Below are 23,539 nucleotides of genomic sequence, written 5' to 3'. Positions count from 1 at the left end.
GTTTAGTTGTACGGTTTCTTCAGCATAGCTCAGTAGTGTGTTAGGAGGACTAATAGGTTCGGAAGTAGGTGAAGCTCTATATGAAGAGGCGGAGGAGTTTACTACATGGAAGGTATTGTGAAAAAAAGAGAATTATGGTCAGCATTATCTGAATTATTTGTTGATAATGAAATAAATTACGATGCTATTGCGAAGAAAGTTCAAAGTTATTCTTTAGATACAATTGAATATTCATTGTTTTATGAAGTAGCCCCTATTTGTTCACTAAATTTTTCAAGCGTTATACCTGCTGTGTGGTCTTTTTTTGAGATTGACACTATTGCACCATTAATTGAACAACATATCTCAAGATATAATAATGAAAAATTATATAAATTAAAAGCTGACTTTTTAGTAAAGTATTATAAGTTTCACTATAAATCAGAATGGTTGGAATTACAAAAAGAGATTATTTTTTTGAAAAACAATTGAAATACTTAGAGGTTAACCAATAACAGGGATGGTTATGTTTAAATATAAACTTCTAAAAGTAACCTTAATATTAGCATCACTATCTTTTTCAACTACTGCCTGCCAAGCAGAAAAAGAGAGCACTATGCCTGATAAACCTTTAGAAATTTCATTAAACATGACAGCTAAAGAGTTATACGATGCCAACCCTGAGTATAAAGCGTTTCAAGAAGGAGACGCTCAACCTATGGGAGCCACTTTCCAAGGTTACGACTTTCCAAGATATAAAGAGCCTACTGTCATTATCAAATATCCTAATGGTGAATTTGCTATCGATGGTGTTATGTCAGTCTTAGCTTATGAGGATAATAAACAAGAAAGTTATAAACTCTCTAAAATCAATCTTAGTTTTTTATTCAACCATAAAGTAAGCGGTATATCAGATAAAGATGCTTATAAAAAAATGATATCTTTCTTTAAAGAGCTACAGAATAAAGGTTGGACACATGCTAAAACTTTAAGTGAACCTCGTTTAAGCCCCAAAGATAGCTTTACATTTGCTACTAAAGAAGATGGATATGCCTTCAGTCTTAACTATACTTATCCATTAAGTTTTGAACAGTGGTTGCAGCTCGATGATCTACAAACATGGCAACTGCGACATGGTACAGATGTATTTATGAATATTAGAATGAATAGACAAACAGATTCATCCACAGGTAAGCGTCATTACCTGATTAGTTTAGAGGTTTTCAATGAAGTAGAGCTACTACTACAAATCGTTCCGAATGATTATGATGAGCCTTTGACTAAAGAATACAGTAAGCTTTATGACAAACTACCTGAAGCTAGACTCTTTATTGAAACTGAAGCTATTAAAATGGGATTAAAGATTCAGCAGAACCAACCTGACTATACCCTACCACTCGTACTTAAAGAGACAGGTATCGATACCAGCAAATCTGTATCAATTGACCCTTATAAAATTACCTACGAGGATTTTATTAAGCGTCAAGAGGCGGGCGAAGACATGACGCCGTACTATGAAAATAAAACCAAACCCAATAAACCTGAAATTACTAGTCAAGCTCGAGGCCGTTGCCTAGCTGGTCAGCCCTGCCCTAAGTCAGGCTACTGGTTCACGCAAGCAAAATCTGACAGTCGTGCTTACTTTAAGCAAGGCGACATCATGCCAGACTATCCAAACAATAACTGGGGTGAGGTGATTTGGCAATTTGACGCTGAAAAAGGGTAATTAATATATTATTTTATTCAAGCCACCCTTGGGTGGCTTTTTATATTTATTAATCTCTACTCAACCGCAAACTCACGCACAGTCTGGACAACATAACTATCAACAGCACACCCCGACTCTCACCCAAACTGGTCTTGGCGGTCAGCATCTAGCAGAACGTTTAACACAGTTGGCAACGGGCTTGGGTAGATCGGTTAATGATCACAGTGTCATCAAAACACAGTTAGAGAATATCAGCAACGAGCAGCAAACCAAAACCCATCAAACAACGCCCTACACCCTTATCGATAGCGCAGCAGATAGTAGTTACGTCAGTGAAGACCTGCTGATCCAACGGTCGATGGGTGAGATGATCAGCACTACCCAGCAAGATATGAGTATCAGTAGTGGCGATAGTCATCAACAAGTCAGTAGCGAGTCTCTAAATATCATAGCAGATGGTCAGTTTAGTATGACCAATGCCAAAGACAATATCATGCTGTCTGCGCACACGGGTAAGCTTGAAGCGACCGCTAAGCAAGATGTCAACATTGCCTCCTCGACCAAAGAGGTTGAGGTCGTAGCCACCAATAAGATTACGCTGACGGCTGGTGGTGCCAGGATCACGCTTGATGGTGCTGACATTACGATTGCAGCGAAACAGTTTACGGAGAAAGGTGGCAAGCACAGTAAGGCTGGAGGTGGAAATGATGGGCTTGGGTTGGCGGGGTTGCCTAGTTTGATAGCTGGTGCGATGTATAAAGCAAAGTTCAAATTTGCAGACGATGATGACATTGCTTATGCCAATACTCCTTATATTGCTATTAATGAGGATACGCAAGAGACCTTTGAAGGTATAACTGATGCTGAGGGAAGTACAGAGAATTTCTATAGTTCTGACTCCAATAAGATTAAAGTGCATCTAAGAAATGAAGACCCTTGACCCCTGCCGTCAAATCCGTACAGTTAAACTTGGGAGATTTTAGTTACGCAGCCTGACGATAATAGTCAAACCACACCTGTCTTGGCGATTTATAGCCTAAACCCTTTTGAATTCTCGTTTGGTTGTAGTACAACTCGATATATCTAATGATATCGGTAATGGCGGCAAATCTGGTCTTATAGTCCTGATGATATATTAACTCATTCTTTAATACGCCCCAGAAGCTCTCTATAGGTGCGTTATCAAAGCAGTTACCTTTAGCGCTCATTGAGCCTGTAAGCTGATGCTGCTTGATGATCTTATGGTAGGCATGACTACAGTACTGACTGCCTCTATCAGAGTGAACGACTAGCCCTTTACTGGGTCGTTTGTTCTTAATCGCTATGTTGAGTGCACGGCATACTAAATCTGCGGTCATACGCTTGTTAATAGCGTAACCGACAAGCTCTTTAGTGTATAAGTCTTTAACGCCTGCTAAATACAGCCAACCCTCAAGTGTCCAAATATAGGTGATGTCACTGACCCACGCTTGGTTAGGGCGACTGGCATCAAACTTCTGATCCAGTACGTTTGGATAGATCAGCTTGTTGTGATTGGAGTCGGTAGTGACTTTAAAGCGCTTGTGGCGACGGCATTTGATGCCATGTTCCTCTTTAATGCTTCTAACCATGTATAGGCTAATGTCATGGCCTTGCTCGGTGAGCGTTGCATGCAAACGTTCATAACCATAACGTTCTTTACTTTCACTGTGAGCGGCTTTAACGAGTAGCTCGCAATGGTTGCGATGTATCTGCTGCTCGCTGATATCGCGACTCAGCCAGTCGTAGTAACTTGAATGCTTAATCTTTAGCACACGGCACATAGTGGTGATGCTAAAGAAGTGCTGGTTATCTTTGATAAAGGCGTACCTGACTAGCTGTGCTTTGCAAAGTACGCCGTCGCCTTTTTTAATATCTCTCGTTCCTCTTCGGCTACTTTAAGCTGTCGTTTGAGGCGCTTGTTCTCTTCAATCACGGCTATGAGCTGTGGATCGTACTGCTCTGTTCCTACAAGCTTGCCTTGGTTGGCTTTGTTATGCCAATTAGATAAGGTCTGCATGGCGATGCCAAGCTGCTTTGCGGTCGCTGAGATATTGCCATTATTGTTTGCTATCTTCTTAACGGCTTCTGCTTTAAATTCTGTGCTGTAAGTTCTGATTTTCTTGGTCATGGTAAACTCCTGTGAATACGCTTAGTTTACCAAGTTTAGTTGTACGGTTTCTTCAGCATAGCTCACCTTGGGGATCTATTGAACTTTATAAAGTTAAATTTAAGTTTACTGATGATGATGGTAACCCGTATAGTCATGTTCATTATCGTGCAGTATCTGAGGTAAAAGAGTTAATTTATTTTGGAACTACTAATGCTGAGGGTGAAACTGCAAACCTTGTATCATCAATTGAAGAAAACTTTAATGTTCATCTTTATCTATCAACGATTGGAGATTAGTAGTTATGCAGATTATGCGTAAAGAGTCGAGTGGCAAAACAACTGCTGACGGCAATAATATAGATGTAAAAATAACCAGAAGAAACTCAAACTTAAAGGTTTGTCCTATTATTAATAATTTAGTGTTTAGTGACATAAGTTTGAGGTGGCTTGAAAGTATAGACTCACGTATAGAATCAGCTAGCTGGTTAAGTAAAATTTTACCTGCCGCATTTGCAGGACTCTTATTTACAAAAAGACCTGCTGGCGGGAGGACATCATCTGGAATACCAATTAACTCAATTTGGGGTATATCGGCAAAAGCAGAGTTAGAAGCAGCCATAAAACCTGCCCCTCGAAAAATAGACGGAGCTAACTGGGTATTATTTGCAGAAGCAATGGGTAGTGTTGATCAAATAAAAAGGAACATGGTTGAAAAGGATGCTTATCGGGCTATTTTAGAATTAGAATCTGATGGCTATTCTAAACACAATAATGAAATAAAATTCTTTAAAGCTATTGCTGAAGGATGTATGCCATGAAATATATTAAATTATCATTAATATGGAGTATGACATTGTTATGCATCTCGTGTTCACAGTTCATAGGTGCTAGTGAACATTCTTTAGCTCTAGATAGAGCAGTTCAAACTATGAATGATGCAGTAGATTTGTGTGAAGAAGATAAAAACTCTATTAAAGATCCTGAACTAGATGATTTAAAAGCTATGAGCAAATTTTCTGAAAATACTATCAATGCTTATATAATATATCGTAGTAATATAAATGACCAAATTTGTCTGATACAAAATGGTGCTACACCCAGAGAATACATTTTGGCTGTAGCTTTAGATAGTAATATAGATTATTTTACTCGCAGGGAAGCCGAACACTTATTTAAAACTCTAATGCCTTATGACTTTATAGGTAATGTTAATTATATTAACAACCTACCTGAAGAAGAAAGAAATAAACTTCATCAAATAGACTACTTAAACAGTAGTTTTGATTTGTTGGTTACAACAAGGGCATTGCGAGCATATAAAGAGAATATTTCAAAGTAATTTTGTTATTCAAAGTTTTAACTTCTGCAAGCTATTCAAAGTTGTATCTCAATTTCAGCATAAAAGATCATTACAAAAAATTATTATTTCAAGCTATTGAAGATGGATGTATACCATGAAAAAAACTATATTCTTTTCATTAATATTAATTATATTTTCAGTACCAGCTTGTGCTAAAACAGAGAAAAAATTAGAAGATGAAATTACTCTAGAATCAGCAATAGAACAGTACGAGAGCACTATAGATCTATGCACTGCTGAAGAAAAAAGCAGAACTTTACCTGATGAAAGTACTTTAGAGAAGATAAGTGAAATTGACATAAAAAAAGTTCAAGATTACATATTATATCGTTCAGATATCAACTATAAGATCTGTATGCTTAAAAATGGTGCAGCTCCACTTGAATATTTTGTAGCTTTATCAACAGATAAGGCAAAAAGCTCCGCAGTACGAAAGAGAGCACGTTTAATTTCTGAAGAAATAGTCAGCAGTCATATAATAGACAAAGTAAATAACATTTCAAGTTTAACATCAGAAGAAATGTTACAACTAAAGTCAATCAGTTATTTAAACACAAGCTTTGATGCGGTTAAAACATATGATACTTTACAATCTTATAACAGCCAAAAAATCGATTGACTTAATGATAAAAATTAGAATAGTAAGAAGCAGTGCACTTTGATGTTTGATCTGAATGAGTAGATAGATATGTTGAAGCGATTAAGGTTCATTACTTCTTTTTTTATCATATTAATAGCTACTTCTTGCCAAGCTAAAACAAAGGTTGTTATGCCTGATAAACCTTTAGAAATTTCATTAAACATGACTGCTAAAGATTTATACGGTGCTAACCCTGAGTATAAAGCTTTCCAAGAAGCAGACGCTCAGCCTATGGGGGTTACTTTTCAAGGTTATGATTTTCCAAGATATAAAGAACCTACTGTCATTATTAAATATCCTAATGGTGAGTTAAGTATTGACGGTGTTATGTCAGTCTTGGCTTATGACGATAACAAACAAGCAAATTACAAACTCTCGAAAGTCAATCTTGGCTTTTTATTCAACCATAAAGTAAGCGGTATATCAGACGAAGATGCCTATCAGAAAATGATGGCTTTCTTTAAAGAACTGCAAGGTAAGGGTTGGACTTATGCTAAAAGTTTAAGTGAGCCTCGTTTAAGCCCTAAAGACAGCTTTATATTTGCCACAAAAGAAGGTGGAAGTGACTTTAATCTTGATTACACCTACCCTTTGAACTTTGAGCAATGGATGCAGCTCAGTGATTTACAAATATGGCAACTGCGACATGGTACAGATGTATTTATGAATATTAGAATAAATAGGCAAAGTGACCCTGAAACAGGCAACCGTCATTACCTGATTAGCTTAGATATTTTCGATGAGTTAGAGTTAATAAGACAAATAATCCCTAATAACTATGATGAATCTTTGACCAAAGAATATAGTAAGCTTTATGGCGGATTACCTGAAGCTAGACTTTTTTTCGAGACTAAAGCCATTAAAATGGGATTGAAGATTCAGCAAAATCAACCTGACTATACGCTACCACTCGTACTTAAAGAGACAGGTATCGACACCAGTAAATTTATCTCTATTGACCCTTACAAAATAACTTATGAAGAGTTTATTAAGCTTCAAGAGGCTGGAGAAGACATGACGCCCTATTATGAAAATAAAACCAAGCCTAATAAACCCGAAATCACCAGTCAAGCGAAAGGCCGCTGCCTAGCTGGTCAGCCCTGCCCTAAATCAGGCTACTGGTTCACGCAAGCAAAATCTGACAGTCGTGCTTACTTTAAGCAAGGCGACATCATGCCAGATTATCCTAATAACCAATGGGGTCAGGTTATTTGGCAGTTTGAGGGTGAAAAAGGTTAGTTTGTTATTATTTTACTTAAGCCACCTTCGGGTGGTTTTTTATATTTACTACTCTCCACTCAGCCGCAAACCCACGCACCCACGCACAATCTGGACAGCATAACTATCAGCAGCATACACCGACTCTGACTCAAACTGCTCTTGGTGGTCAGCACTTAACTGAACGTTTAACGCAACTGGCAACAGGTCTTGGACATAACGTCAAAGATCATAACGCGATTAAGACGCAACTTGAGACTATCGCAGAAGAACAACAAACCAATACCCATCAAACAATGCCATTCGCGCTGATAGATAGCGCAGCTGACATAAGCTATGTGAGCGACGATACCATTATTCATAGAACTATGGGCGAGATGATTAGCACTACTCAGCAAGATATGAGTATTAGTAGTGGCGATAGTCATCATCAAGTCAGTAGCGAATCACTCAATATCATAGCCGATGGTCAGTTTAGTATGACCAATGCCAAAGAAAATATCACCCTATCCGCCCATACAGGGAAACTGGAAGCAACCGCCAAGCAAGATGTGAACATCGCCTCCTCCACCAAAGAGGTTGAGATAGTAGCGACGAATAAAATTACGCTGACGGCTGGTGGTGCCAGGATCACGCTTGATGGTGCTGACATTACGATTGCAGCGAAACAGTTTACGGAGAAAGCTGGGAAGCACAGTAAGGCTGGAGGTGGAAGGGATGGGTTGGGATTGGCGGGGTTGCCTAGCATAATTCCTGATAAAAAGACGCTGATGGATGGTGTTTATAATTTGGTACAGCAGTTTGTAGATGAAGACAATGTACCTTATGCTAATATGCCTTATAGAGCTATTAATAAAACAACTGGCGAAACGTTTGAGGGTACTACCGATGAAAAGGGTTGGACTGAACGTTTTCAGTCTAATAGTGAAGAGGAGATTAATATTCATATAGACCTCAATTGGCAGGATGACTATGGGAGTGAAGCTAATGAGTAAATATAATAAAAATACTCTTAATCGTACTCTACCTATGATTTCTAACAACCAAGTTCAAGTAATTTCGAATCAGTATTACTTAGTAGTTGGTTTTGAAGTCAATCATATAGCTACTGCTTTTCGTAATAATACTCAAAATCTCAATGTTGATTATGGGCATGCATTCTTTTTCACAGTGAAAAATGGAAAGATCATAACAGTATATAGTTTTGGTCCAAAGGGTGCCGCAACACCAACAAAGCGAGAGTTAGCAGCAGGAATTGATGAGTTTAGTGGAAGACGTCCCGCTACTATAAACTACCCCATTACTGAAGTTTCAAGACTCTACAAATTTAGAATAAGCAAAAAACAGTTAATAGCAATTAAAAAGCAAGCTGACCAATTTAAGAAGAAGGTTATATCAGGTGAAGAAAAATATACAGCATATATGAATGATACTTGTGCAGAAGCGGCAAAAGATGTTTTAGACGACGCAAACATTGATACGCCTAGTGGTAAGGGTTATATTACTACACCTAGTGGAACAGCTAACTGAGCTATGCTGAAGAAACCGTACAATTAAACTTGGTAAACTAACGACTCAAAGAGGAGTTTACCATGGTCAAGAAAGTAAGAACCTACAGCGATGAATTTAAAGCCGAAGCTATTAAGAAGATAGCAGACAATAAGGGTAATATTTCAGCGACTGCAAAGCAGCTTGGCATAGCCATGCAAACGCTATCTAACTGGCAAAACAAAGCCACTCAAGGCAAGCTTGCAGGGACTGAGCAATATGACCCACAGCTAATGGCCGTGCTAGAAGAGAATAAGCGCCTCAAGCGACAGCTGAAAGTTGCCGAAGAGGAGCGCGAAATTCTAAAAAAGGCGACGGCGTACTTCGCCAAACACAGCTAGTAAAGTACGCCTTTGTTAAAGACAACCAGCAACTCTTTCGCATCAGTAGCATGTGCCGTGTACTACATATTAGACCCTCAAGTTACTACGACTGGCTGGGTCGTGACATCAGCGCTCAGCAGATACATCGTAACCAGTCTGAGCTACTAATCAAAGCGGCACACAGTGAAACAAAGGAGCGCTACGGCTTTGAGCGTCTGCATGCGCATCTAAATGAGCAAGGATATGATATCAGCCCATACATGGTCAGAAGCATCAAGGAAGAACACGGTATCAAATGCCGTCGTCATAAGCGTTTTAAAGTTACTACCGACTCAAACCACAACAAGCTGGTCTATGACAACGTGCTCGATCAGCAGTTTGACGTCAACCGCCCTAACGAAGCATGGGTCAGTGATATCACCTATATCTGGACAACCGAGGGGTGGCTGTACTTAGCAGGCGTTAAAGACTTGTATACCAAAGAGCTGGTTGGCTATGCCATCAACAAACGTATGACCGCTGACTTAGTTTGCAAAGCATTGAACATGGCAATTAAGAATAAGAGACCAAGCAAGGGACTAATTGTTCACTCTGACAGAGGCAGTCAGTATTGTAGCCATGCGTATCATAAGATTATTAAACAGCATCAGTTTATAGGCTCAATGAGTGGCAAAGGTAATTGTTATGACAACGCACCCATAGAGAGCTTCTGGGGTGTATTAAAGAATGAGCTGGTATATCATCAGGACTATAAGACCAGATTTGCCGCTATTACCGATATCATTAGATATATCGAGTTGTACTACAACCAAACGAGAATTCAAAAGGGTTTAGGCTATAAATCGCCAAGACAGGTGTGGTTTGACTATTATCGTCAAGCGGCGTAACTAAAATCTCCCAAGTTTAACTGTACGGATTTGACGGCAGGGGTCAAACTTCTTATTTGAACCTTCATATATCGATGGACGGAAAGTACCTTTTACAGGAGCAATGTTTGTAAACCCGTATTCTTGGTATGATCAGTTTAGAACAAAATATGGTCAACCGTTTTTATACAAACACAATGGAGTTGATTTGTTTGATCCTATATATCTTGAAGACAAGTGGAAACCCATGGAAGGTACTACCGTACCTAGCGCTATTGCCAAACATTCTTATCATTCTAATCTGTGAAGATAATAAATAGTGAGAATTTAAAATGATCAAGGTCGCTCTAGTTATTTCAGCTCTTTTCTTATTCGTAAGTTGTGAAACTTCGGAAAACACGCAAATTGGAGACTCTGTGATGCAAGGTGGACTATCACTAAACAACGCACTAATAAAAGCAAATGACACACAATCAATCGCTCATTCTAATGGTAAAAACATGACAGAAATAACAAAGGCTGCTATTAGATTGACTGCCAATGAAACAGATCTAGTTTCAGAATCAAATGTTCTTGGTATCTATAAACCTTTTTATCCCAAAGCCGACAAATGGATCAGATACAGTTTTGAAACAGTAGATATTCATACTACTGTATTTACTTATCTAAATGATAGCAAAGCCAGAAATATTTATATCAAAAATGCTGACAATCAATTCATTACACCTGAATTTCAATTAGATTTAAAAGACCTTAATATCACTTATTTAGATTATCACTCAAGAAAGTCTGAAACTAATACTGATTTATACGATGCCGATTTTGCCTATAGATCAAATGATCATGAAGATATACTAGTCGGATTTCGAGCTATTGATTTAACAGAGAGTGCAATAAGTAAATACGATAAATTTGAGTCTTTACCAAAGAATATTACTTCTATCAGAGTTTATTCTTCACTAGAAAATGAAAAATAATTAAAATGATGAAATGAGAGATAAGAATATTATGTCAATGAAAATTAACGACTTACTACTACTTAGTAGTATTGTTCTTTTAACGTCATGCCGTTATGACTCAAATTTAGCTGAACCTAAAAAAGTTTCATTAATAGACTATATCGACAAATCTGATTTAGAGAAATATGGTTTTTCAGCTAATGATATTGAGAACTTCGATACTAAAATCAAGGATAATGGTGTATTTGCAAACGACTATAAGAGCTATGAGGTTAATGGATTTACAATCTTATCAAGTACTGAAAATACTGAACATATATTCATACTAAAAAATAATAAGTTTATTGCTACTTTTGATGACCAATCAAGAAGCTTATACTCTACACAAACTAATATTCCTACACGATTAGATGCTATTGTTACTTATATACCTGAAATTCCTTCTTTGAGCTATAGCACTAATAAACTAAACCATTACGACCTTAATCTGGATGGTATTGATATTATTAGTGAGATCATACCGAGTGATGATAAAGGATTAGATTATTTCTCTGCAGAGCTTTTAGGTGCACCAAATCTTAATATCGTTGAAGCAAGTATAAATGGTAAAGAGTGCAAAGCCTTAGCAGGCTCTTTTGACCCCTGCCGTCAAATCCGTACAGTTAAACTTGGGAGATTTTAGTTACGCAGCCTGACGATAATAGTCAAACCACACCTGTCTTGGCGATTTATAGCCTAAACCCTTTTGAATTCTCGTTTGGTTGTAGTACAACTCGATATATCTAATGATATCGGTAATGGCGGCAAATCTGGTCTTATAGTCCTGATGATATATTAACTCATTCTTTAATACGCCCCAGAAGCTCTCTATAGGTGCGTTATCAAAGCAGTTACCTTTAGCGCTCATTGAGCCTGTAAGCTGATGCTGCTTGATGATCTTATGGTAGGCATGACTACAGTACTGACTGCCTCTATCAGAGTGAACGACTAGCCCTTTACTGGGTCGTTTGTTCTTAATCGCTATGTTGAGTGCACGGCATACTAAATCTGCGGTCATACGCTTGTTAATAGCGTAACCGACAAGCTCTTTAGTGTATAAGTCTTTAACGCCTGCTAAATACAGCCAACCCTCAAGTGTCCAAATATAGGTGATGTCACTGACCCACGCTTGGTTAGGGCGACTGGCATCAAACTTCTGATCCAGTACGTTTGGATAGATCAGCTTGTTGTGATTGGAGTCGGTAGTGACTTTAAAGCGCTTGTGGCGACGGCATTTGATGCCATGTTCCTCTTTAATGCTTCTAACCATGTATAGGCTAATGTCATGGCCTTGCTCGGTGAGCGTTGCATGCAAACGTTCATAACCATAACGTTCTTTACTTTCACTGTGAGCGGCTTTAACGAGTAGCTCGCAATGGTTGCGATGTATCTGCTGCTCGCTGATATCGCGACTCAGCCAGTCGTAGTAACTTGAATGCTTAATCTTTAGCACACGGCACATAGTGGTGATGCTAAAGAAGTGCTGGTTATCTTTGATAAAGGCGTACCTGACTAGCTGTGCTTTGCAAAGTACGCCGTCGCCTTTTTTAATATCTCTCGTTCCTCTTCGGCTACTTTAAGCTGTCGTTTGAGGCGCTTGTTCTCTTCAATCACGGCTATGAGCTGTGGATCGTACTGCTCTGTTCCTACAAGCTTGCCTTGGTTGGCTTTGTTATGCCAATTAGATAAGGTCTGCATGGCGATGCCAAGCTGCTTTGCGGTCGCTGAGATATTGCCATTATTGTTTGCTATCTTCTTAACGGCTTCTGCTTTAAATTCTGTGCTGTAAGTTCTGATTTTCTTGGTCATGGTAAACTCCTGTGAATACGCTTAGTTTACCAAGTTTAGTTGTACGGTTTCTTCAGCATAGCTCACTTTTGCCTGTTGTCTTTCATCTCAGGAAAGTTATGATGCATATAAATTCAGCTATCAAGATGGTTGGATTAGTCTTCCCACTAATAAAAAATTAAATACAATATGCAATGCTGAGGATTTCGAAACTTCTAAACATGAACTTAAAAACAAGCTTTTCTTAAAATGACAAGTACGAAATTTACCAATTCTTATTAATGATCTAAAAGTTCTTGCTCACTAGTAATAGTCACATCAACATCAAATATGCCAACACCCTCGTCCTCTCCACCCAGCCGCAAACCCACCTCCAAGCACAGCAACATAACTATCAGCACCATACCCCTACTCTGACCCAAACGGCATTGGGTGGTCAGCACTTGACTGAGCGGTTAACGCAACTTGCCTCTGGGCTTGGACGGTCAGTTAATGATCATGCCAACATTAAAACTCAGTTAGAGAGTATCGCCAAGGAACAAGACACTAAAACCCATCAGCAAACACCTTACACGCTAATCGACAGCGCAGCAGACACAAGTTATGTCAGTGACGATATACTGATTCACAGAAGTATGGGTGAGATAATTAGTACTACGCAAACGGACATGATGATTAGTAGTGGCGATAGTCATCATCAAGTCAGTAGCGAATCACTCAATATCATAGCCGATGGTCAGTTTAGTATGACCAATGCCAAAGAAAATATCACCCTATCCGCCCATACAGGGAAACTGGAAGCAACCGCCAAGCAAGATGTGAACATCGCCTCCTCCACCAAAGAGGTAGAAGTCGTGGCAACCAATAAAGTGACGATAACGGCAGGCGGTGCGAGTATTACTTTGGATGGTAGCAATATCACTATCGCCGCCAAAGAGGTGACGGAAAAAGCAGGTAAGCACAGTAAGGCTGGGGGCGGAGTTGATGGTCAATTTGTATCAGGCTTACCTTCTAATATCTTGGACGAACCACCAACCTTTATCGAGCTTAATTATCTACACGATGATGAGACTCCAGTAAGCAGTGCGCCCTACCGTGTCGAGTTCGCAGATGGCTCTGTCAGAGAAGGCATTTTAGATAAAAATGGCTTTGCTCGTTTAGAAGGTGTGCCTAAGGGTCAAGCTCATGTTTATTATGGTGAAGACCCTGCTGACTTCAAGCCTGATATAGATATGGAGGATGGTATATGAGTAGTAATGGCTTTGGCGGCGGCGCACTAGGGATTAGTAACATAGGGAAGGATTACACTCCTCAAAAATATAAAAAAGCCAAACAAGAAAAACCCACAGGCTGGTTTGAAGCATTAAAAGAAGAGACAGGTTCGTTTCTAGCAGGTGAAAACACCTCGTCTTGGGCACTATTTGCTGAAATTGTGATCGGTGCAGTTCCTATTGCAGGACAGCTTATTGATGCGCGAGACATCATCAAGGCAGTCATGAGCCTTAAAGATAAACCCTCCGATATTACATTATGGTTCTTACTCATAGCAGCATTAATAGGGCTGATACCAGTCTTTGGTGATGCAGTTAAAAGTGCTATTAAAGCTATCAAGATTGGCGGTAAAAACCCTGCTGATCTATTTGCCTTTATCAGAAAATTTGGTAAAGGTAATGCAGAGCAAGCTTTAAAAAAAGCGTTAGATGTCAGTAAACTAAAAGGCTTACTTAACAGTATCTTGACCCCTAAGTTTCTCAATAGTTTAAGTAAGTCTAATAAGCAAAAGTTAATTCAAATTCAAAAAGACTTTGATCGTTTCGCTCAGCAAATTATTAATGAGATAAATGGCTGGTCGAAAATGACACCGGCTACAGCGAGTGTTAATCATGCAGGCGTTGGTAAAGCTGCTGGCACAAAACCCAGCACAGCCTTAGCTTCAACCAACAGGAACGCTTCTGGTGAAACGGTTAATCATAATAGTAGTATCACGTCGAGACCTGCTAGAAAAGGAGTTATGAAGCAGCATAAGCCGAAGTGCTTTAAGCCAAGCAAAGACTTAAAAAGCAGATTTTCTAAAGACAGTAAAGCAAATGCAAAATTTGAGAAAGACTATTATAAACAACTTAAAGGTCAACAAGATGGCATCAATAATTTAACTGTAGATGAGTATCTAGCTGGCCGCGCCTCCTACAATAAAAACCAGCGTAAAGGAACAGGAAGTGAGCAGACTAAAGCTAGAAATAAATACGAAAACGATATTTCTGAATCATTACAGAGAAGCTATCGCAAGCAAGGCAAGACGGCTTCTGAAGCTAAAATAGCGAACAAACGCACTCCTGAAATAATGAAAGACCTGAATGCTCTACATGATCCTGATATGATTGCAGGTGGTAAAGATAAAATTAATCGACTGGGTCGTGCTGATGTGAATAAGTCCATAGGTGGACAATGGTCTAATAAAGTTGAAGCAAATAGTAGAGTTGCACAGATGGATAAAGCCGCTAAAGAAGCTTTAAAACAAGGCGGGCAAACCAAAATGAACGTTGAACTAAATAGATGTAAATAAAATATGACTAAAGGACATTTAAATGAGTACATTTATTATAGATGAAGACTTTGATCTTTTCATGGAAGACTTTGGACAACCTGATTGGCAGCAGCCAGTTGCACAAGCTATTTTTAATCGTTATCGTGGTAGATTGCCTGATAAACTACTATTCTATTGGGAGCGTTTAGGGTTTTGTCGCTTTAAAAAAGGCTTATTTTGGATAGTTAATCCAGCTGACTACGAAGAAGATCTGACTACATGGCTCGGCGATGAGGTTATGAGGCAAGATAACTATTATGTGATCGCTCGAAGTGGCTTTGGCGAATTATACGTTTGGGGTGAAAAATCAGGATTCACATTTGAAATCACTCCTACTCTAGGTTGGATATACCAAAAGAAAGGTAATGCAAAAGAAATAGCGTATGGAAAATCCAATCAAGAATTAGCTATGTTTTTTGGGTTTAAACAGATTAAATATACAGATATGGAAGACAATAACGGTAAACCCCTATTCAAGCGTTGTGTGAAAAAGTTTGGTGCGCTCGACTATGACGAGATGTTTGGCTTCGTTCCTGCCCTTGCCATAAGTGACAATGCGTCTATCAAAAATGTCGATAAAATGAATATCTTTGTGCATCTTAGTCTCTTACCTGACTTGATTGAAATCCAATACATCGACTTTAAGAAATTAGGACAAATGGCATTCGGTGTTGAAGATTCATCAAATCCACCTGATTTAGATGACTTAGTATAATTAATTATTTAAGCCACCTTCGGGTGGTTTTTTATTAGCGATCAGCTGATTGGCTCCACTACTTTCATCCTCAAACAGGTATGAGAGGAATTGACGATATGACCCCTGCCGTCAAATCCGTACAGTTAAACTTGGGAGATTTGAATCAAGCAGCTTTACGATAATAGTCAAACCACACCTGTCTTGGCGACTTATAGCCTAAACTCTTTTGAATCCTCGCTTGGTTGTAGTACAGCTCGATATAGCCGATGATATCATTGATTGCTACAAACCTTGAGCTATGCTGAAGAAACCGTACAACTAAACTTGGTAAACTAAGCGTATTCACAGGAGTTTACCATGACCAAGAAAATCAGAACTTACAGCACAGAATTTAAAGCAGAAGCCGTTAAGAAGATAGCAAACAATAATGGCAATATCTCAGCGACCGCAAAGCAGCTTGGCATCGCCATGCAGACCTTATCTAATTGGCATAACAAAGCCAACCAAGGCAAGCTTGTAGGAACAGAGCAGTACGATCCACAGCTCATAGCCGTGATTGAAGAGAACAAGCGCCTCAAACGACAGCTTAAAGTAGCCGAAGAGGAACGAGAGATATTAAAAAAGGCGACGGCGTACTTTGCAAAGCACAGCTAGTCAGGTACGCCTTTATCAAAGATAACCAGCACTTCTTTAGCATCACCACTATGTGCCGTGTGCTAAAGATTAAGCATTCAAGTTACTACGACTGGCTGAGTCGCGATATCAGCGAGCAGCAGATACATCGCAACCATTGCGAGCTACTCGTTAAAGCCGCTCACAGTGAAAGTAAAGAACGTTATGGTTATGAACGTTTGCATGCAACGCTCACCGAGCAAGGCCATGACATTAGCCTATACATGGTTAGAAGCATTAAAGAGGAACATGGCATCAAATGCCGTCGCCACAAGCGCTTTAAAGTCACTACCGACTCCAATCACAACAAGCTGATCTATCCAAACGTACTGGATCAGAAGTTTGATGCCAGTCGCCCTAACCAAGCGTGGGTCAGTGACATCACCTATATTTGGACACTTGAGGGTTGGCTGTATTTAGCAGGCGTTAAAGACTTATACACTAAAGAGCTTGTCGGTTACGCTATTAACAAGCGTATGACCGCAGATTTAGTATGCCGTGCACTCAACATAGCGATTAAGAACAAACGACCCAGTAAAGGGCTAGTCGTTCACTCTGATAGAGGCAGTCAGTACTGTAGTCATGCCTACCATAAGATCATCAAGCAGCATCAGCTTACAGGCTCAATGAGCGCTAAAGGTAACTGCTTTGATAACGCACCTATAGAGAGCTTCTGGGGCGTATTAAAGAATGAGTTAATATATCATCAGGACTATAAGACCAGATTTGCCGCCATTACCGATATCATTAGATATATCGAGTTGTACTACAACCAAACGAGAATTCAAAAGGGTTTAGGCTATAAATCGCCAAGACAGGTGTGGTTTGACTATTATCGTCAGGCTGCGTAACTAAAATCTCCCAAGTTTAACTGTACGGATTTGACGGCAGGGGTCACCTTGTTTTATAGTCTTGGTGATACACTAGCTCATTCTTTAATGTGCCCCAAAAGCTTTCTATGGGTGCGTTGTCGAAACAATTGCCTTTACCACTCATTGAGCCTTTGAAATTATGCTACTTGATGATTTTGTGATAGGCATGACTACAATACTGGCTGCCTCTGTTAGAGTGCACAATCAATCCTTGGCTTGGACGTTTATTTTTGATTGCCATATTGAGTGCACGACATACTAAATCTGCGGTCATTCGCTTATTGATAGCATACCCGACCAGCTCTTTGGTGTATAAATCTTTGACTCCAGCTAAATACAACCAACCCTCATTGGTCCAGATATAAGTAATATCACTGACCCACGATTCATTAGGATGCTTAGCATCAAATTGCTGATTTAGTATGTTTGGATAGACAAGCTTGTTATGGTTGGAATCAGTGGTGATTTTAAAGCGTTTGTGACGACGGCATTTGATTTCATGTTCTTCTTTAATGCTTCTGACCATATATAGGCTAATATCGTGCCCTTGCTCTATCAGCTTTGCGTGCAGTCGATCAGCACCATAACATGCTTTTGTTTCACTATGTGCCGCTCTGACAAGTAGCTCAGACTGGTTACGGTGTATCTGTTGCTCACTGATATCACGACTCAGCCAGTCATAATAGTAGCTAGAATGCTTAACCTTTAGTACACGACACATAGTAGTGATACTAAAGAAGAGATCGTTGTTTTTGATAAAGGCCTACTTCACTAACTGTCACTGCGGGCATAGCCCTACGTCTTGCGTCACTAAAACAGTCTACTAGACTGTTTCTTAAAGTTCCTCATTGGCAAAGTACGCCGTCGCCTTTTTTAATATCTCTCGTTCCTCTTCGGCTACTTTAAGCTGTCGTTTGAGCTGCTTTATTTCCTGAAGAGCCGTCATAAGATCAGGATCATATTGTTCTGTGCCGATAAGCTTGCCTTGATTGGCTTTATTATGCCAATTAGATAAGGTCTGCATGGCGATGCCAAGCTGCTTTGCGGTCGCTGAGATATTGCCATTATTGTCTGCTATCTTCTTGACGGCCTCGGCTTTAAATTCGTCACTGTAGCTTCTTATTTTCTTGGTCATGATAAACTCCGATTAATACGCTTAGTTTACCAAGTTTAGGTGTACGGTTTTTTCAGCATAGCTCACATGATGCTATTGAGCTTTGACCATATAATAAAAATAGCGGCTACTAGAGCGTGTCCTCAATCTGAAAATGGTGATAAAAATAAGATAAATGGTAGCCAAACAAGGAAAATAGTGCAGATAATATCGAGATATTGACTAGCTATTTGACGTAGTTTGGCAAGAGTTAGCTATTTTTAGCCCATTTAGTCGCTTTTGTTCAGGTTGAGGACACGCCCTAAATATGTCTCGAATAAAACGGACATCATTTACGGTTGCCGACGGCGCTTAATAAGCCAACCGATAATAATTACAACGATCAGTATGCCAAACCCTTTAGAGTAAGGGGCTAATATCCCTTCGACGACCTCATAGTTCTGTCCGAGATAATATCCCGCCAACGTCAACGCCGCTGTCCATATACTCGAGCCTAAAGCCGTCAATGCTAAAAAAGGCAGCAGCGGCATATTGTTCATGCCAGCAGGGATAGAAATGAGCGAACGAACGCCAGGCACCATACGGCCAAAGAACACGGCTGTTTTACCATGTTTATCGAACCACTCATTTGCAGAGGCAACGTCATCAGGTTTAACGAGCACGTATTTACCATATTTTTCGGTAACCGCGATCAAACGTTCTTTATCGAATATACGACCTAAATAATATAACGGTAACGCACCAAGTGAAGCACCTAACGTGCCAGCAAGGATGACTAAGATTAAATTTAAATCACCTCTCGACGCGGCGAAACCAGCTGCTGGCATAATGACTTCAGAAGGGATAGGTGGAAAAACGTTTTCGGCAAACATGGCAAATACAATACCAAAGTAGCCAAACTTTGCCATAATACTGAGTACCCATTCGCTGATTTGATTCATAATTATTACTTTCCTTCATTACCATCGTGACGGTCGTATTTTTTCAATTTTTGAGCACATCTAACCATGAAAATATCCAAACATTGCGATTAGTCTAAACCTACTTTGTGTCAAAATCTGCTGTTTTATGCTATTTATAGCACTTGCATTATGGCAATGATTAGACAAACCCTATGACCAGTAATTCACCTCTTTCCATGATATCTAGATGGATCTCCTTAGCCTGCGCTTTTGGCGTCTTTGCTATGCTGTACTCTTTGACTAATCTCTATGCGCAAGCGCTGTTTTATGATATCCAATTTTCTGAATTAAGTAGCATTAACTCTGTATGGCCTAAGAAAGTTTATAACCTCGCCACACCGATTGATGTAGCGATTCCTTTTATCCCACCGATGATTGTGCCTTATAGCTGGTCAATCATGCTGTTTTGTGCCGGCTTTTTTATGGTAAAAACACCAGCACAACTTTCCTTATTAACAGGAAAATTAATCTTAGCCACGCTTTTCGCCTGTTTTATCTTTTATATATTCCCCGCCAAATTTACTTTTGAGCGCCCTACTGTATTAGGCTGGGCGCATTATGGCTATCAGTTTTTGCATATAACCGACAAACCTTTTAACCAGTTTCCTTCCCTGCATGTGGCATATGCTGTATTACTGGGGACGTCTTTATGGCAACTTTCAAAATCCGCTCTATATCGCCTAGCACTTTGTTGTATCTGTAGTCTCATCATCGTCTCCACCGTCCTGACTTATCAACATCATCTTTTAGATATTGCCGGTGGCTTATTACTGGCGGCGCTTGTACTGATCATGATCAATAAGCTGCGTAATAATTTAGTTTTAAAGTATTTAGTGGTGGCGATATCAGGATTTTTAATTCTATCGATAGCAGGATTCATGCTCAATAGAAGCGTTGCCTCTGGCACTTTTGCAGGGTTGTATTCTGTAGTCGCCACGTACTGGGCGTTAAGTTTTTTGGGTTTGGCATGGGCGTATCAACACCCCAACCAAACTCGTGATAAACGTTGGTTTGCAAAGGATAAGCAAGGGCGCTTACGACTGTCTACTTGGTTGATATTTGCGCCATTATTATTGGGCTACCGACTGATGTGGTATGTCGGACAACGCTATCAATTCACTCAACATAAACAGTCAAATTCTGGCTTATTGAGTCATACTGATATGGGCTCGAACTATAAAATAGCGGACTCTATATATGCGATCGCTACGCCAAAATTATTTGGCTTGTCGCAAATGAATAATAGACACTATTTGTATTTTTCAAAATTTTCGACAATTATTGTGATTGACTCCGCTGTTGAAACCAATAGCCATAATTTGAGCTTAAAAAAAGCGCTAAATACTCAGGCGGAAGTACACAAATTAGACGTTAATAATAACAGCTCATCACTCTGCAATACTTACCTATCATTTACCGCTATTAAAATTAAATATCTTTATTTTCCACTGTTGGATTTACAGTCTTTAAGAGAGGTTGCTGCTCAGGATTTTATTCATCTGTTTAAACAGATAGATACCTTAGCAAACGATGCCTTAGCAAACATTGGTATAGCGACTAATATCACGCATAAACAGCTGCCTGACAATATGGTACTGATTAACTTCCAATGCGTGATGGGATTATCCCGTAGCGTCGCCCTGCACGCTTTGTATCTGATATATCAAGGACAGTTGACTGCTGATAATTACGTCACTTGGATCAACGAGCAATATCCAAAAGCGCACCTCAATGACTATTACCTGCCCAAGTTACTCGTTAATAAGATAGAAATTTTCGCTAAAAAGAATTGAACCATTATTTTAAAATAGTGATCAATACGTCCTCGTTAATAATAGCTATGCCGTTTTGCGTCTAAACCAGATACTTACATCAGAATTCAGACACAAAAAAACCTCAAACAATCTAATGTTTGAGGTTGAAACTTTTGTATTAAAACTAAGTTTTAAATATGGCGCAGCGGACGGGACTCGAACCCGCGACCCCCGGCGTGACAGGCCGGTATTCTAACCAACTGAACTACCGCTGCTTAGGTCGTTTTTAGCATCTTCTCTTATTACAGAGACACTCGCTAAAAAGAGTGGTGGGTGATGACGGATTCGAACCGCCGACATTCTGCGTGTAAGGCAGACGCTCTACCAACTGAGCTAATCACCCTGAGCGAGGATATAACGAAGCACTGCTTCGTCCGAGCGCAAGAGAATTTACATTGTCGTAAATTCTAAAAACTCAGCACCTACATAAAGTAGGTATTTATCCGCAAGAGAAAATTCTTTAAATAGAATTTTCTAAAGCTTTGATTAACTAAAGTAGTCACTCTCTAGTTAATACTGAAATATCTTGACGATAATTTCAACAACATAGAACTTAATTAAAGCCCCTTGCTGTGGGTGTGTATTATATAGATTTACACCTGCCTGTCAAATATTATTTGCCTTTTTATTCGCTATTTTTTAACGATTTTATAAGCATAATGACAATCCCATGTTTTTATTGGCTTTATATTTAACGATAAAGCCAATATTCTTTTATTTTATTAAGAAATAACGGATTATTTGGCCAAAGCTTTTTCAATATCAGCGGTCATGGCTTCAGGTTTGGTCGTTGGCGCATAACGATCGATCACCTGACCATCACTACCAACTAAGAACTTGGTGAAATTCCACTTAATACCGTCTGTCAGTAAGCCGCCTTTTTGTTCTTTAAGCCAATCAAAAATAGGATGAGCATCTTTGCCGTTGACGTCGACCTTTGCCATCATTGGAAAGCTTACGCCGTAATTCTTTTGACAAAACGCCCCGATCTCTTCATTACTACCAGGGTCTTGGCTACCGAATTGATTGCAAGGGAAGCCCACAACGACCAAACCTTTATCTTTATATTGTTCATGTAGCGCCTCTAACCCCTCAAACTGCGGGGTAAAGCCGCATTTGCTCGCAGTATTGACAATCAATAACACCTTGTCTTGATAGTCAGAAAAGGCTTGCGGGCTGCCGTCCATACGCTCTGCAGTAAAGTCGTAAACAGTACTCATCATCTATCCTTAAATTGATTGATTTTTTTGATATTTTTGGGTGCGCCTGCCTTTTTAATAATATTAATATACAGCGCCAATAATTAAAAAGGAAGCAACACGTGCTTCCTTTTTATACCTTTAGAGAAAAATAATCTAATGGTTATATCTGAAACTACTTTTCAGATTTGTCTAAATCAATAGAGACTGAATTGATGCAATAGCGCATACCTGTCGTCTCACTTGGCCCATCTGGGAATACGTGGCCCAAATGTGCACCGCAGTTGCTACAGGTGACTTCTGTTCGAGTCATGCCCAGCGAATTATCCACATGCTCTTCGATAGCACTGTTATCGATGCCTTGGTCAAAACTCGGCCAACCGCAACTGGCATCAAACTTACTAGCAGAATCGAATAAGCTGGCGCCGCAACCTTTACAGCGGTAAACACCGTCATCAGTTGCATCATTATAAACGCCAGTAAATGGACGCTCTGTACCCTTTTCACGCATTACATGATATTCATCAGCACTAAGGCGCTCTTTCCAATCTGCTTCGGTCAGTTGGCTGATTTCTTCTTTGCTAAGTTGATTGTCTTGCATGATTGATCCTTACTTGAGTATGTATAGTCAGTCTTATATAAATCGGCTACGGTTAAAGCTCGCTTAGTCTACTATTTGTCGTAGTTCTACTTGTCTGCTTTGTAGCCAAATCACCTTAAGCTGATTGTATTATATAATCGATTACTAGGGATTTATCATCACCTTATTAGGATAACGATAGCCTTTATCTGCTGCTAGTCAGCATGATATTCAAGGGGTATATGATGACAAGCTTGATAGAGATGAGTAATAATTATCTATCGCATCATAGACCTTGTATAGCGTCACAGACAATGATGCTGTAATCAGCCACTTTAATCACATCGGTAGCAGCTGTCTATTTTTACCAACGTTATACACAATTATTTTATTAAAATTTTACTGGTAAATTTATGCTAACGCCCATGAGTAGTGAGGATGGAGCATTATCAAACGATTAGTGCAAGTTATTCTTGCATTCGTGTAT

23 protein-coding genes, 2 tRNA genes and 2 pseudogenes are annotated in these 23,539 nt (G+C 39.4%); 18 read left to right on the top strand and 9 right to left on the bottom strand.

The window, feature by feature from the left end:
• Positions 1–105 precede the first annotated feature (105 nt).
• The 3 genes from ACSUPM_RS04730 to ACSUPM_RS04720 are packed head-to-tail and all read left to right on the top strand — an operon-like array spanning position 106 to position 2,627.
• A complete protein-coding gene (locus ACSUPM_RS04730) occupies positions 106–471 on the top strand; it encodes a DUF7079 family protein (protein ID WP_025652071.1) in 366 nt (121 codons plus the stop codon).
• 34 nt (positions 472–505) lie between these two features.
• Positions 506–1,705 carry a hypothetical protein gene (locus tag ACSUPM_RS04725; protein WP_156915641.1) on the top strand — a complete coding sequence of 400 codons (1,200 nt, stop codon included), beginning with the start codon at positions 506–508 and terminating at the stop codon, positions 1,703–1,705.
• A gap of 28 nt (positions 1,706–1,733) precedes the next feature.
• A complete protein-coding gene (locus tag ACSUPM_RS04720) occupies positions 1,734–2,627 on the top strand; it encodes a DUF2345 domain-containing protein (RefSeq protein WP_436880247.1) in 894 nt (297 codons plus the stop codon).
• A gap of 43 nt (positions 2,628–2,670) precedes the next feature.
• On the opposite strand, the gene ACSUPM_RS04715 is transcribed toward ACSUPM_RS04720, so the two are convergent.
• Positions 2,671–3,836, bottom strand: a protein-coding gene (locus tag ACSUPM_RS04715) for an IS3 family transposase (RefSeq protein WP_156915624.1) whose coding sequence is annotated in 2 segments (ribosomal slippage) — positions 2,671–3,578 and positions 3,578–3,836 — 1,167 coding nt in all. Because the reading frame shifts where the segments join, the coding sequence is not laid out codon by codon here.
• A gap of 11 nt (positions 3,837–3,847) precedes the next feature.
• Here ACSUPM_RS04715 and ACSUPM_RS04710 point away from each other — a divergent pair.
• The 10 genes from ACSUPM_RS04710 to ACSUPM_RS04665 all read left to right on the top strand — a co-directional run bounded on the left by ACSUPM_RS04710 (position 3,848) and on the right by ACSUPM_RS04665 (position 11,413).
• Positions 3,848–4,114: a hypothetical protein gene (locus ACSUPM_RS04710; protein WP_436880246.1), complete on the top strand. Its 267-nt coding sequence runs from the start codon at positions 3,848–3,850 to the stop codon at positions 4,112–4,114.
• A gap of 5 nt (positions 4,115–4,119) precedes the next feature.
• Complete coding sequence (locus ACSUPM_RS04705; RefSeq protein ID WP_025652068.1) at positions 4,120–4,635, top strand: hypothetical protein; 516 nt, start codon at positions 4,120–4,122, stop codon at positions 4,633–4,635.
• Positions 4,632–5,156, top strand: coding sequence for a hypothetical protein (locus ACSUPM_RS04700; RefSeq protein ID WP_025652067.1), 525 nt, complete (start codon positions 4,632–4,634; stop codon positions 5,154–5,156). Before ACSUPM_RS04705 ends, ACSUPM_RS04700 begins: the two co-directional genes overlap by 4 nt.
• Before the next feature lie 115 nt (positions 5,157–5,271).
• A complete protein-coding gene (locus ACSUPM_RS04695) occupies positions 5,272–5,796 on the top strand; it encodes a hypothetical protein (RefSeq protein ID WP_025652066.1) in 525 nt (174 codons plus the stop codon).
• Positions 5,797–5,946: 150 nt separating this feature from the next.
• Entirely contained in the window at positions 5,947–7,056 is a 1,110-nt protein-coding gene (locus ACSUPM_RS04690; RefSeq protein ID WP_201576482.1) for a hypothetical protein, read from the top strand.
• A 275-nt stretch (positions 7,057–7,331) separates the two neighbouring features.
• The gene (locus ACSUPM_RS04685) at positions 7,332–8,030 is read left to right on the top strand and encodes a DUF2345 domain-containing protein (RefSeq protein ID WP_025652863.1); all 699 of its coding nucleotides are present in this window, start codon (positions 7,332–7,334) and stop codon (positions 8,028–8,030) included.
• Positions 8,023–8,565: a hypothetical protein gene (locus ACSUPM_RS04680; RefSeq protein WP_025652862.1), complete on the top strand. Its 543-nt coding sequence runs from the start codon at positions 8,023–8,025 to the stop codon at positions 8,563–8,565. Before ACSUPM_RS04685 ends, ACSUPM_RS04680 begins: the two co-directional genes overlap by 8 nt.
• 62 nt (positions 8,566–8,627) lie before the next feature.
• Positions 8,628–9,793 (top strand): IS3 family transposase gene (locus ACSUPM_RS04675; protein ID WP_101210724.1). Its coding sequence is split into 2 segments (ribosomal slippage): positions 8,628–8,886 and positions 8,886–9,793, totalling 1,167 coding nucleotides; the frame shifts between segments, so codons are not numbered across the junction.
• A 311-nt stretch (positions 9,794–10,104) separates the two neighbouring features.
• A complete protein-coding gene (locus ACSUPM_RS04670; RefSeq protein ID WP_025652858.1) occupies positions 10,105–10,749 on the top strand; it encodes a hypothetical protein in 645 nt (214 codons plus the stop codon).
• 31 nt (positions 10,750–10,780) lie between these two features.
• Complete coding sequence (locus ACSUPM_RS04665) at positions 10,781–11,413, top strand: hypothetical protein (protein WP_436880245.1); 633 nt, start codon at positions 10,781–10,783, stop codon at positions 11,411–11,413.
• Here the strand turns inward: ACSUPM_RS04665 and ACSUPM_RS04660 are convergent.
• Positions 11,414–12,579 (bottom strand): IS3 family transposase gene (locus tag ACSUPM_RS04660; protein ID WP_156915624.1). Its coding sequence is split into 2 segments (ribosomal slippage): positions 11,414–12,321 and positions 12,321–12,579, totalling 1,167 coding nucleotides; the frame shifts between segments, so codons are not numbered across the junction. It lies immediately after the preceding gene.
• A gap of 275 nt (positions 12,580–12,854) precedes the next feature.
• Here ACSUPM_RS04660 and ACSUPM_RS04655 point away from each other — a divergent pair.
• Genes ACSUPM_RS04655 through ACSUPM_RS04645 form a run of 3 tightly spaced genes read left to right on the top strand, consistent with a single transcriptional unit; the run spans position 12,855 to position 15,857 of the window.
• Positions 12,855–13,808 (top strand): DUF2345 domain-containing protein, encoded by a 954-nt coding sequence (locus tag ACSUPM_RS04655; RefSeq protein WP_025652856.1) that lies wholly within the window; start codon positions 12,855–12,857, stop codon positions 13,806–13,808.
• The gene (locus ACSUPM_RS04650) at positions 13,805–15,121 is read left to right on the top strand and encodes a polymorphic toxin type 15 domain-containing protein (protein ID WP_025652855.1); all 1,317 of its coding nucleotides are present in this window, start codon (positions 13,805–13,807) and stop codon (positions 15,119–15,121) included. Before ACSUPM_RS04655 ends, ACSUPM_RS04650 begins: the two co-directional genes overlap by 4 nt.
• Positions 15,122–15,143: 22 nt before the next feature.
• Positions 15,144–15,857, top strand: coding sequence for a GAD-like domain-containing protein (locus ACSUPM_RS04645; protein WP_436880244.1), 714 nt, complete (start codon positions 15,144–15,146; stop codon positions 15,855–15,857).
• A gap of 145 nt (positions 15,858–16,002) precedes the next feature.
• On the opposite strand, the pseudogene ACSUPM_RS04640 reads toward ACSUPM_RS04645, so the two are convergent.
• Positions 16,003–16,131, bottom strand: a pseudogene (locus ACSUPM_RS04640) (IS3-like element ISPar1 family transposase); the annotation flags it as partial.
• 65 nt (positions 16,132–16,196) lie between these two features.
• Between ACSUPM_RS04640 and ACSUPM_RS04635 the strand changes: the two are divergent.
• Positions 16,197–17,362, top strand: a protein-coding gene (locus tag ACSUPM_RS04635) for an IS3 family transposase (RefSeq protein WP_156915624.1) whose coding sequence is annotated in 2 segments (ribosomal slippage) — positions 16,197–16,455 and positions 16,455–17,362 — 1,167 coding nt in all. Because the reading frame shifts where the segments join, the coding sequence is not laid out codon by codon here.
• 43 nt (positions 17,363–17,405) lie between these two features.
• Here ACSUPM_RS04635 and ACSUPM_RS04630 read toward each other — a convergent pair.
• Positions 17,406–18,518 (bottom strand): annotated as a pseudogene (locus ACSUPM_RS04630) (IS3 family transposase).
• 311 nt (positions 18,519–18,829) lie between these two features.
• A complete protein-coding gene (locus ACSUPM_RS04625; RefSeq protein WP_025652851.1) occupies positions 18,830–19,438 on the bottom strand; it encodes a DedA family protein in 609 nt (202 codons plus the stop codon).
• A 245-nt stretch (positions 19,439–19,683) separates the two neighbouring features.
• Here ACSUPM_RS04625 and ACSUPM_RS04620 point away from each other — a divergent pair, with 245 nt between their 5' ends.
• A complete protein-coding gene (locus ACSUPM_RS04620) occupies positions 19,684–21,252 on the top strand; it encodes a phosphatase PAP2 family protein (protein WP_350588258.1) in 1,569 nt (522 codons plus the stop codon).
• A gap of 159 nt (positions 21,253–21,411) precedes the next feature.
• Here the strand turns inward: ACSUPM_RS04620 and ACSUPM_RS04615 are convergent.
• From ACSUPM_RS04615 to msrB, 4 genes are all read right to left on the bottom strand, one after another.
• A tRNA-Asp gene (locus ACSUPM_RS04615) sits at positions 21,412–21,488 on the bottom strand.
• Between the two features lie 52 nt (positions 21,489–21,540).
• Positions 21,541–21,616: transfer RNA gene (locus ACSUPM_RS04610), tRNA-Val, on the bottom strand.
• Positions 21,617–22,010: 394 nt separating this feature from the next.
• Complete coding sequence (locus tag ACSUPM_RS04605; protein ID WP_025652847.1) at positions 22,011–22,493, bottom strand: glutathione peroxidase; 483 nt, start codon at positions 22,491–22,493, stop codon at positions 22,011–22,013.
• Positions 22,494–22,647: 154 nt separating this feature from the next.
• A complete protein-coding gene (msrB, locus tag ACSUPM_RS04600; protein WP_025652846.1) occupies positions 22,648–23,073 on the bottom strand; it encodes a peptide-methionine (R)-S-oxide reductase MsrB in 426 nt (141 codons plus the stop codon).
• Positions 23,074–23,539: the final 466 nt, after the last annotated feature.

It is taken from the genome of Psychrobacter okhotskensis (assembly GCF_965638355.1).
Taxonomy (GTDB): Bacteria; Pseudomonadota; Gammaproteobacteria; order Pseudomonadales; family Moraxellaceae; genus Psychrobacter; species Psychrobacter okhotskensis.
Note: the sequence above shows the minus strand (reverse complement) of the source record. Positions and strands in the feature narration are given on the sequence as shown.

Excerpts from the sequence above, each read along its gene's own strand:
- ACSUPM_RS04730 (WP_025652071.1), top strand. The coding sequence starts at position 106 with ATGGAAGGTATTGTGAAAAAAAGAGAATTATGGTCAGCATTATCTGAA.
- ACSUPM_RS04725 (WP_156915641.1), top strand. The coding sequence starts at position 506 with ATGTTTAAATATAAACTTCTAAAAGTAACCTTAATATTAGCATCACTA.
- ACSUPM_RS04705 (WP_025652068.1), top strand. The coding sequence starts at position 4,120 with ATGCAGATTATGCGTAAAGAGTCGAGTGGCAAAACAACTGCTGACGGC.
- ACSUPM_RS04700 (WP_025652067.1), top strand. The coding sequence starts at position 4,632 with ATGAAATATATTAAATTATCATTAATATGGAGTATGACATTGTTATGC.
- ACSUPM_RS04695 (WP_025652066.1), top strand. The coding sequence starts at position 5,272 with ATGAAAAAAACTATATTCTTTTCATTAATATTAATTATATTTTCAGTA.
- ACSUPM_RS04690 (WP_201576482.1), top strand. The coding sequence starts at position 5,947 with ATGCCTGATAAACCTTTAGAAATTTCATTAAACATGACTGCTAAAGAT.
- ACSUPM_RS04685 (WP_025652863.1), top strand. The coding sequence starts at position 7,332 with ATGCCATTCGCGCTGATAGATAGCGCAGCTGACATAAGCTATGTGAGC.
- ACSUPM_RS04680 (WP_025652862.1), top strand. The coding sequence starts at position 8,023 with ATGAGTAAATATAATAAAAATACTCTTAATCGTACTCTACCTATGATT.
- ACSUPM_RS04670 (WP_025652858.1), top strand. The coding sequence starts at position 10,105 with ATGATCAAGGTCGCTCTAGTTATTTCAGCTCTTTTCTTATTCGTAAGT.
- ACSUPM_RS04665 (WP_436880245.1), top strand. The coding sequence starts at position 10,781 with ATGTCAATGAAAATTAACGACTTACTACTACTTAGTAGTATTGTTCTT.
- ACSUPM_RS04650 (WP_025652855.1), top strand. The coding sequence starts at position 13,805 with ATGAGTAGTAATGGCTTTGGCGGCGGCGCACTAGGGATTAGTAACATA.
- ACSUPM_RS04645 (WP_436880244.1), top strand. The coding sequence starts at position 15,144 with ATGAGTACATTTATTATAGATGAAGACTTTGATCTTTTCATGGAAGAC.
- ACSUPM_RS04625 (WP_025652851.1), bottom strand. The coding sequence starts at position 19,438 with ATGAATCAAATCAGCGAATGGGTACTCAGTATTATGGCAAAGTTTGGC.
- ACSUPM_RS04620 (WP_350588258.1), top strand. The coding sequence starts at position 19,684 with ATGCTGTACTCTTTGACTAATCTCTATGCGCAAGCGCTGTTTTATGAT.
- ACSUPM_RS04605 (WP_025652847.1), bottom strand. The coding sequence starts at position 22,493 with ATGAGTACTGTTTACGACTTTACTGCAGAGCGTATGGACGGCAGCCCG.
- msrB (WP_025652846.1), bottom strand. The coding sequence starts at position 23,073 with ATGCAAGACAATCAACTTAGCAAAGAAGAAATCAGCCAACTGACCGAA.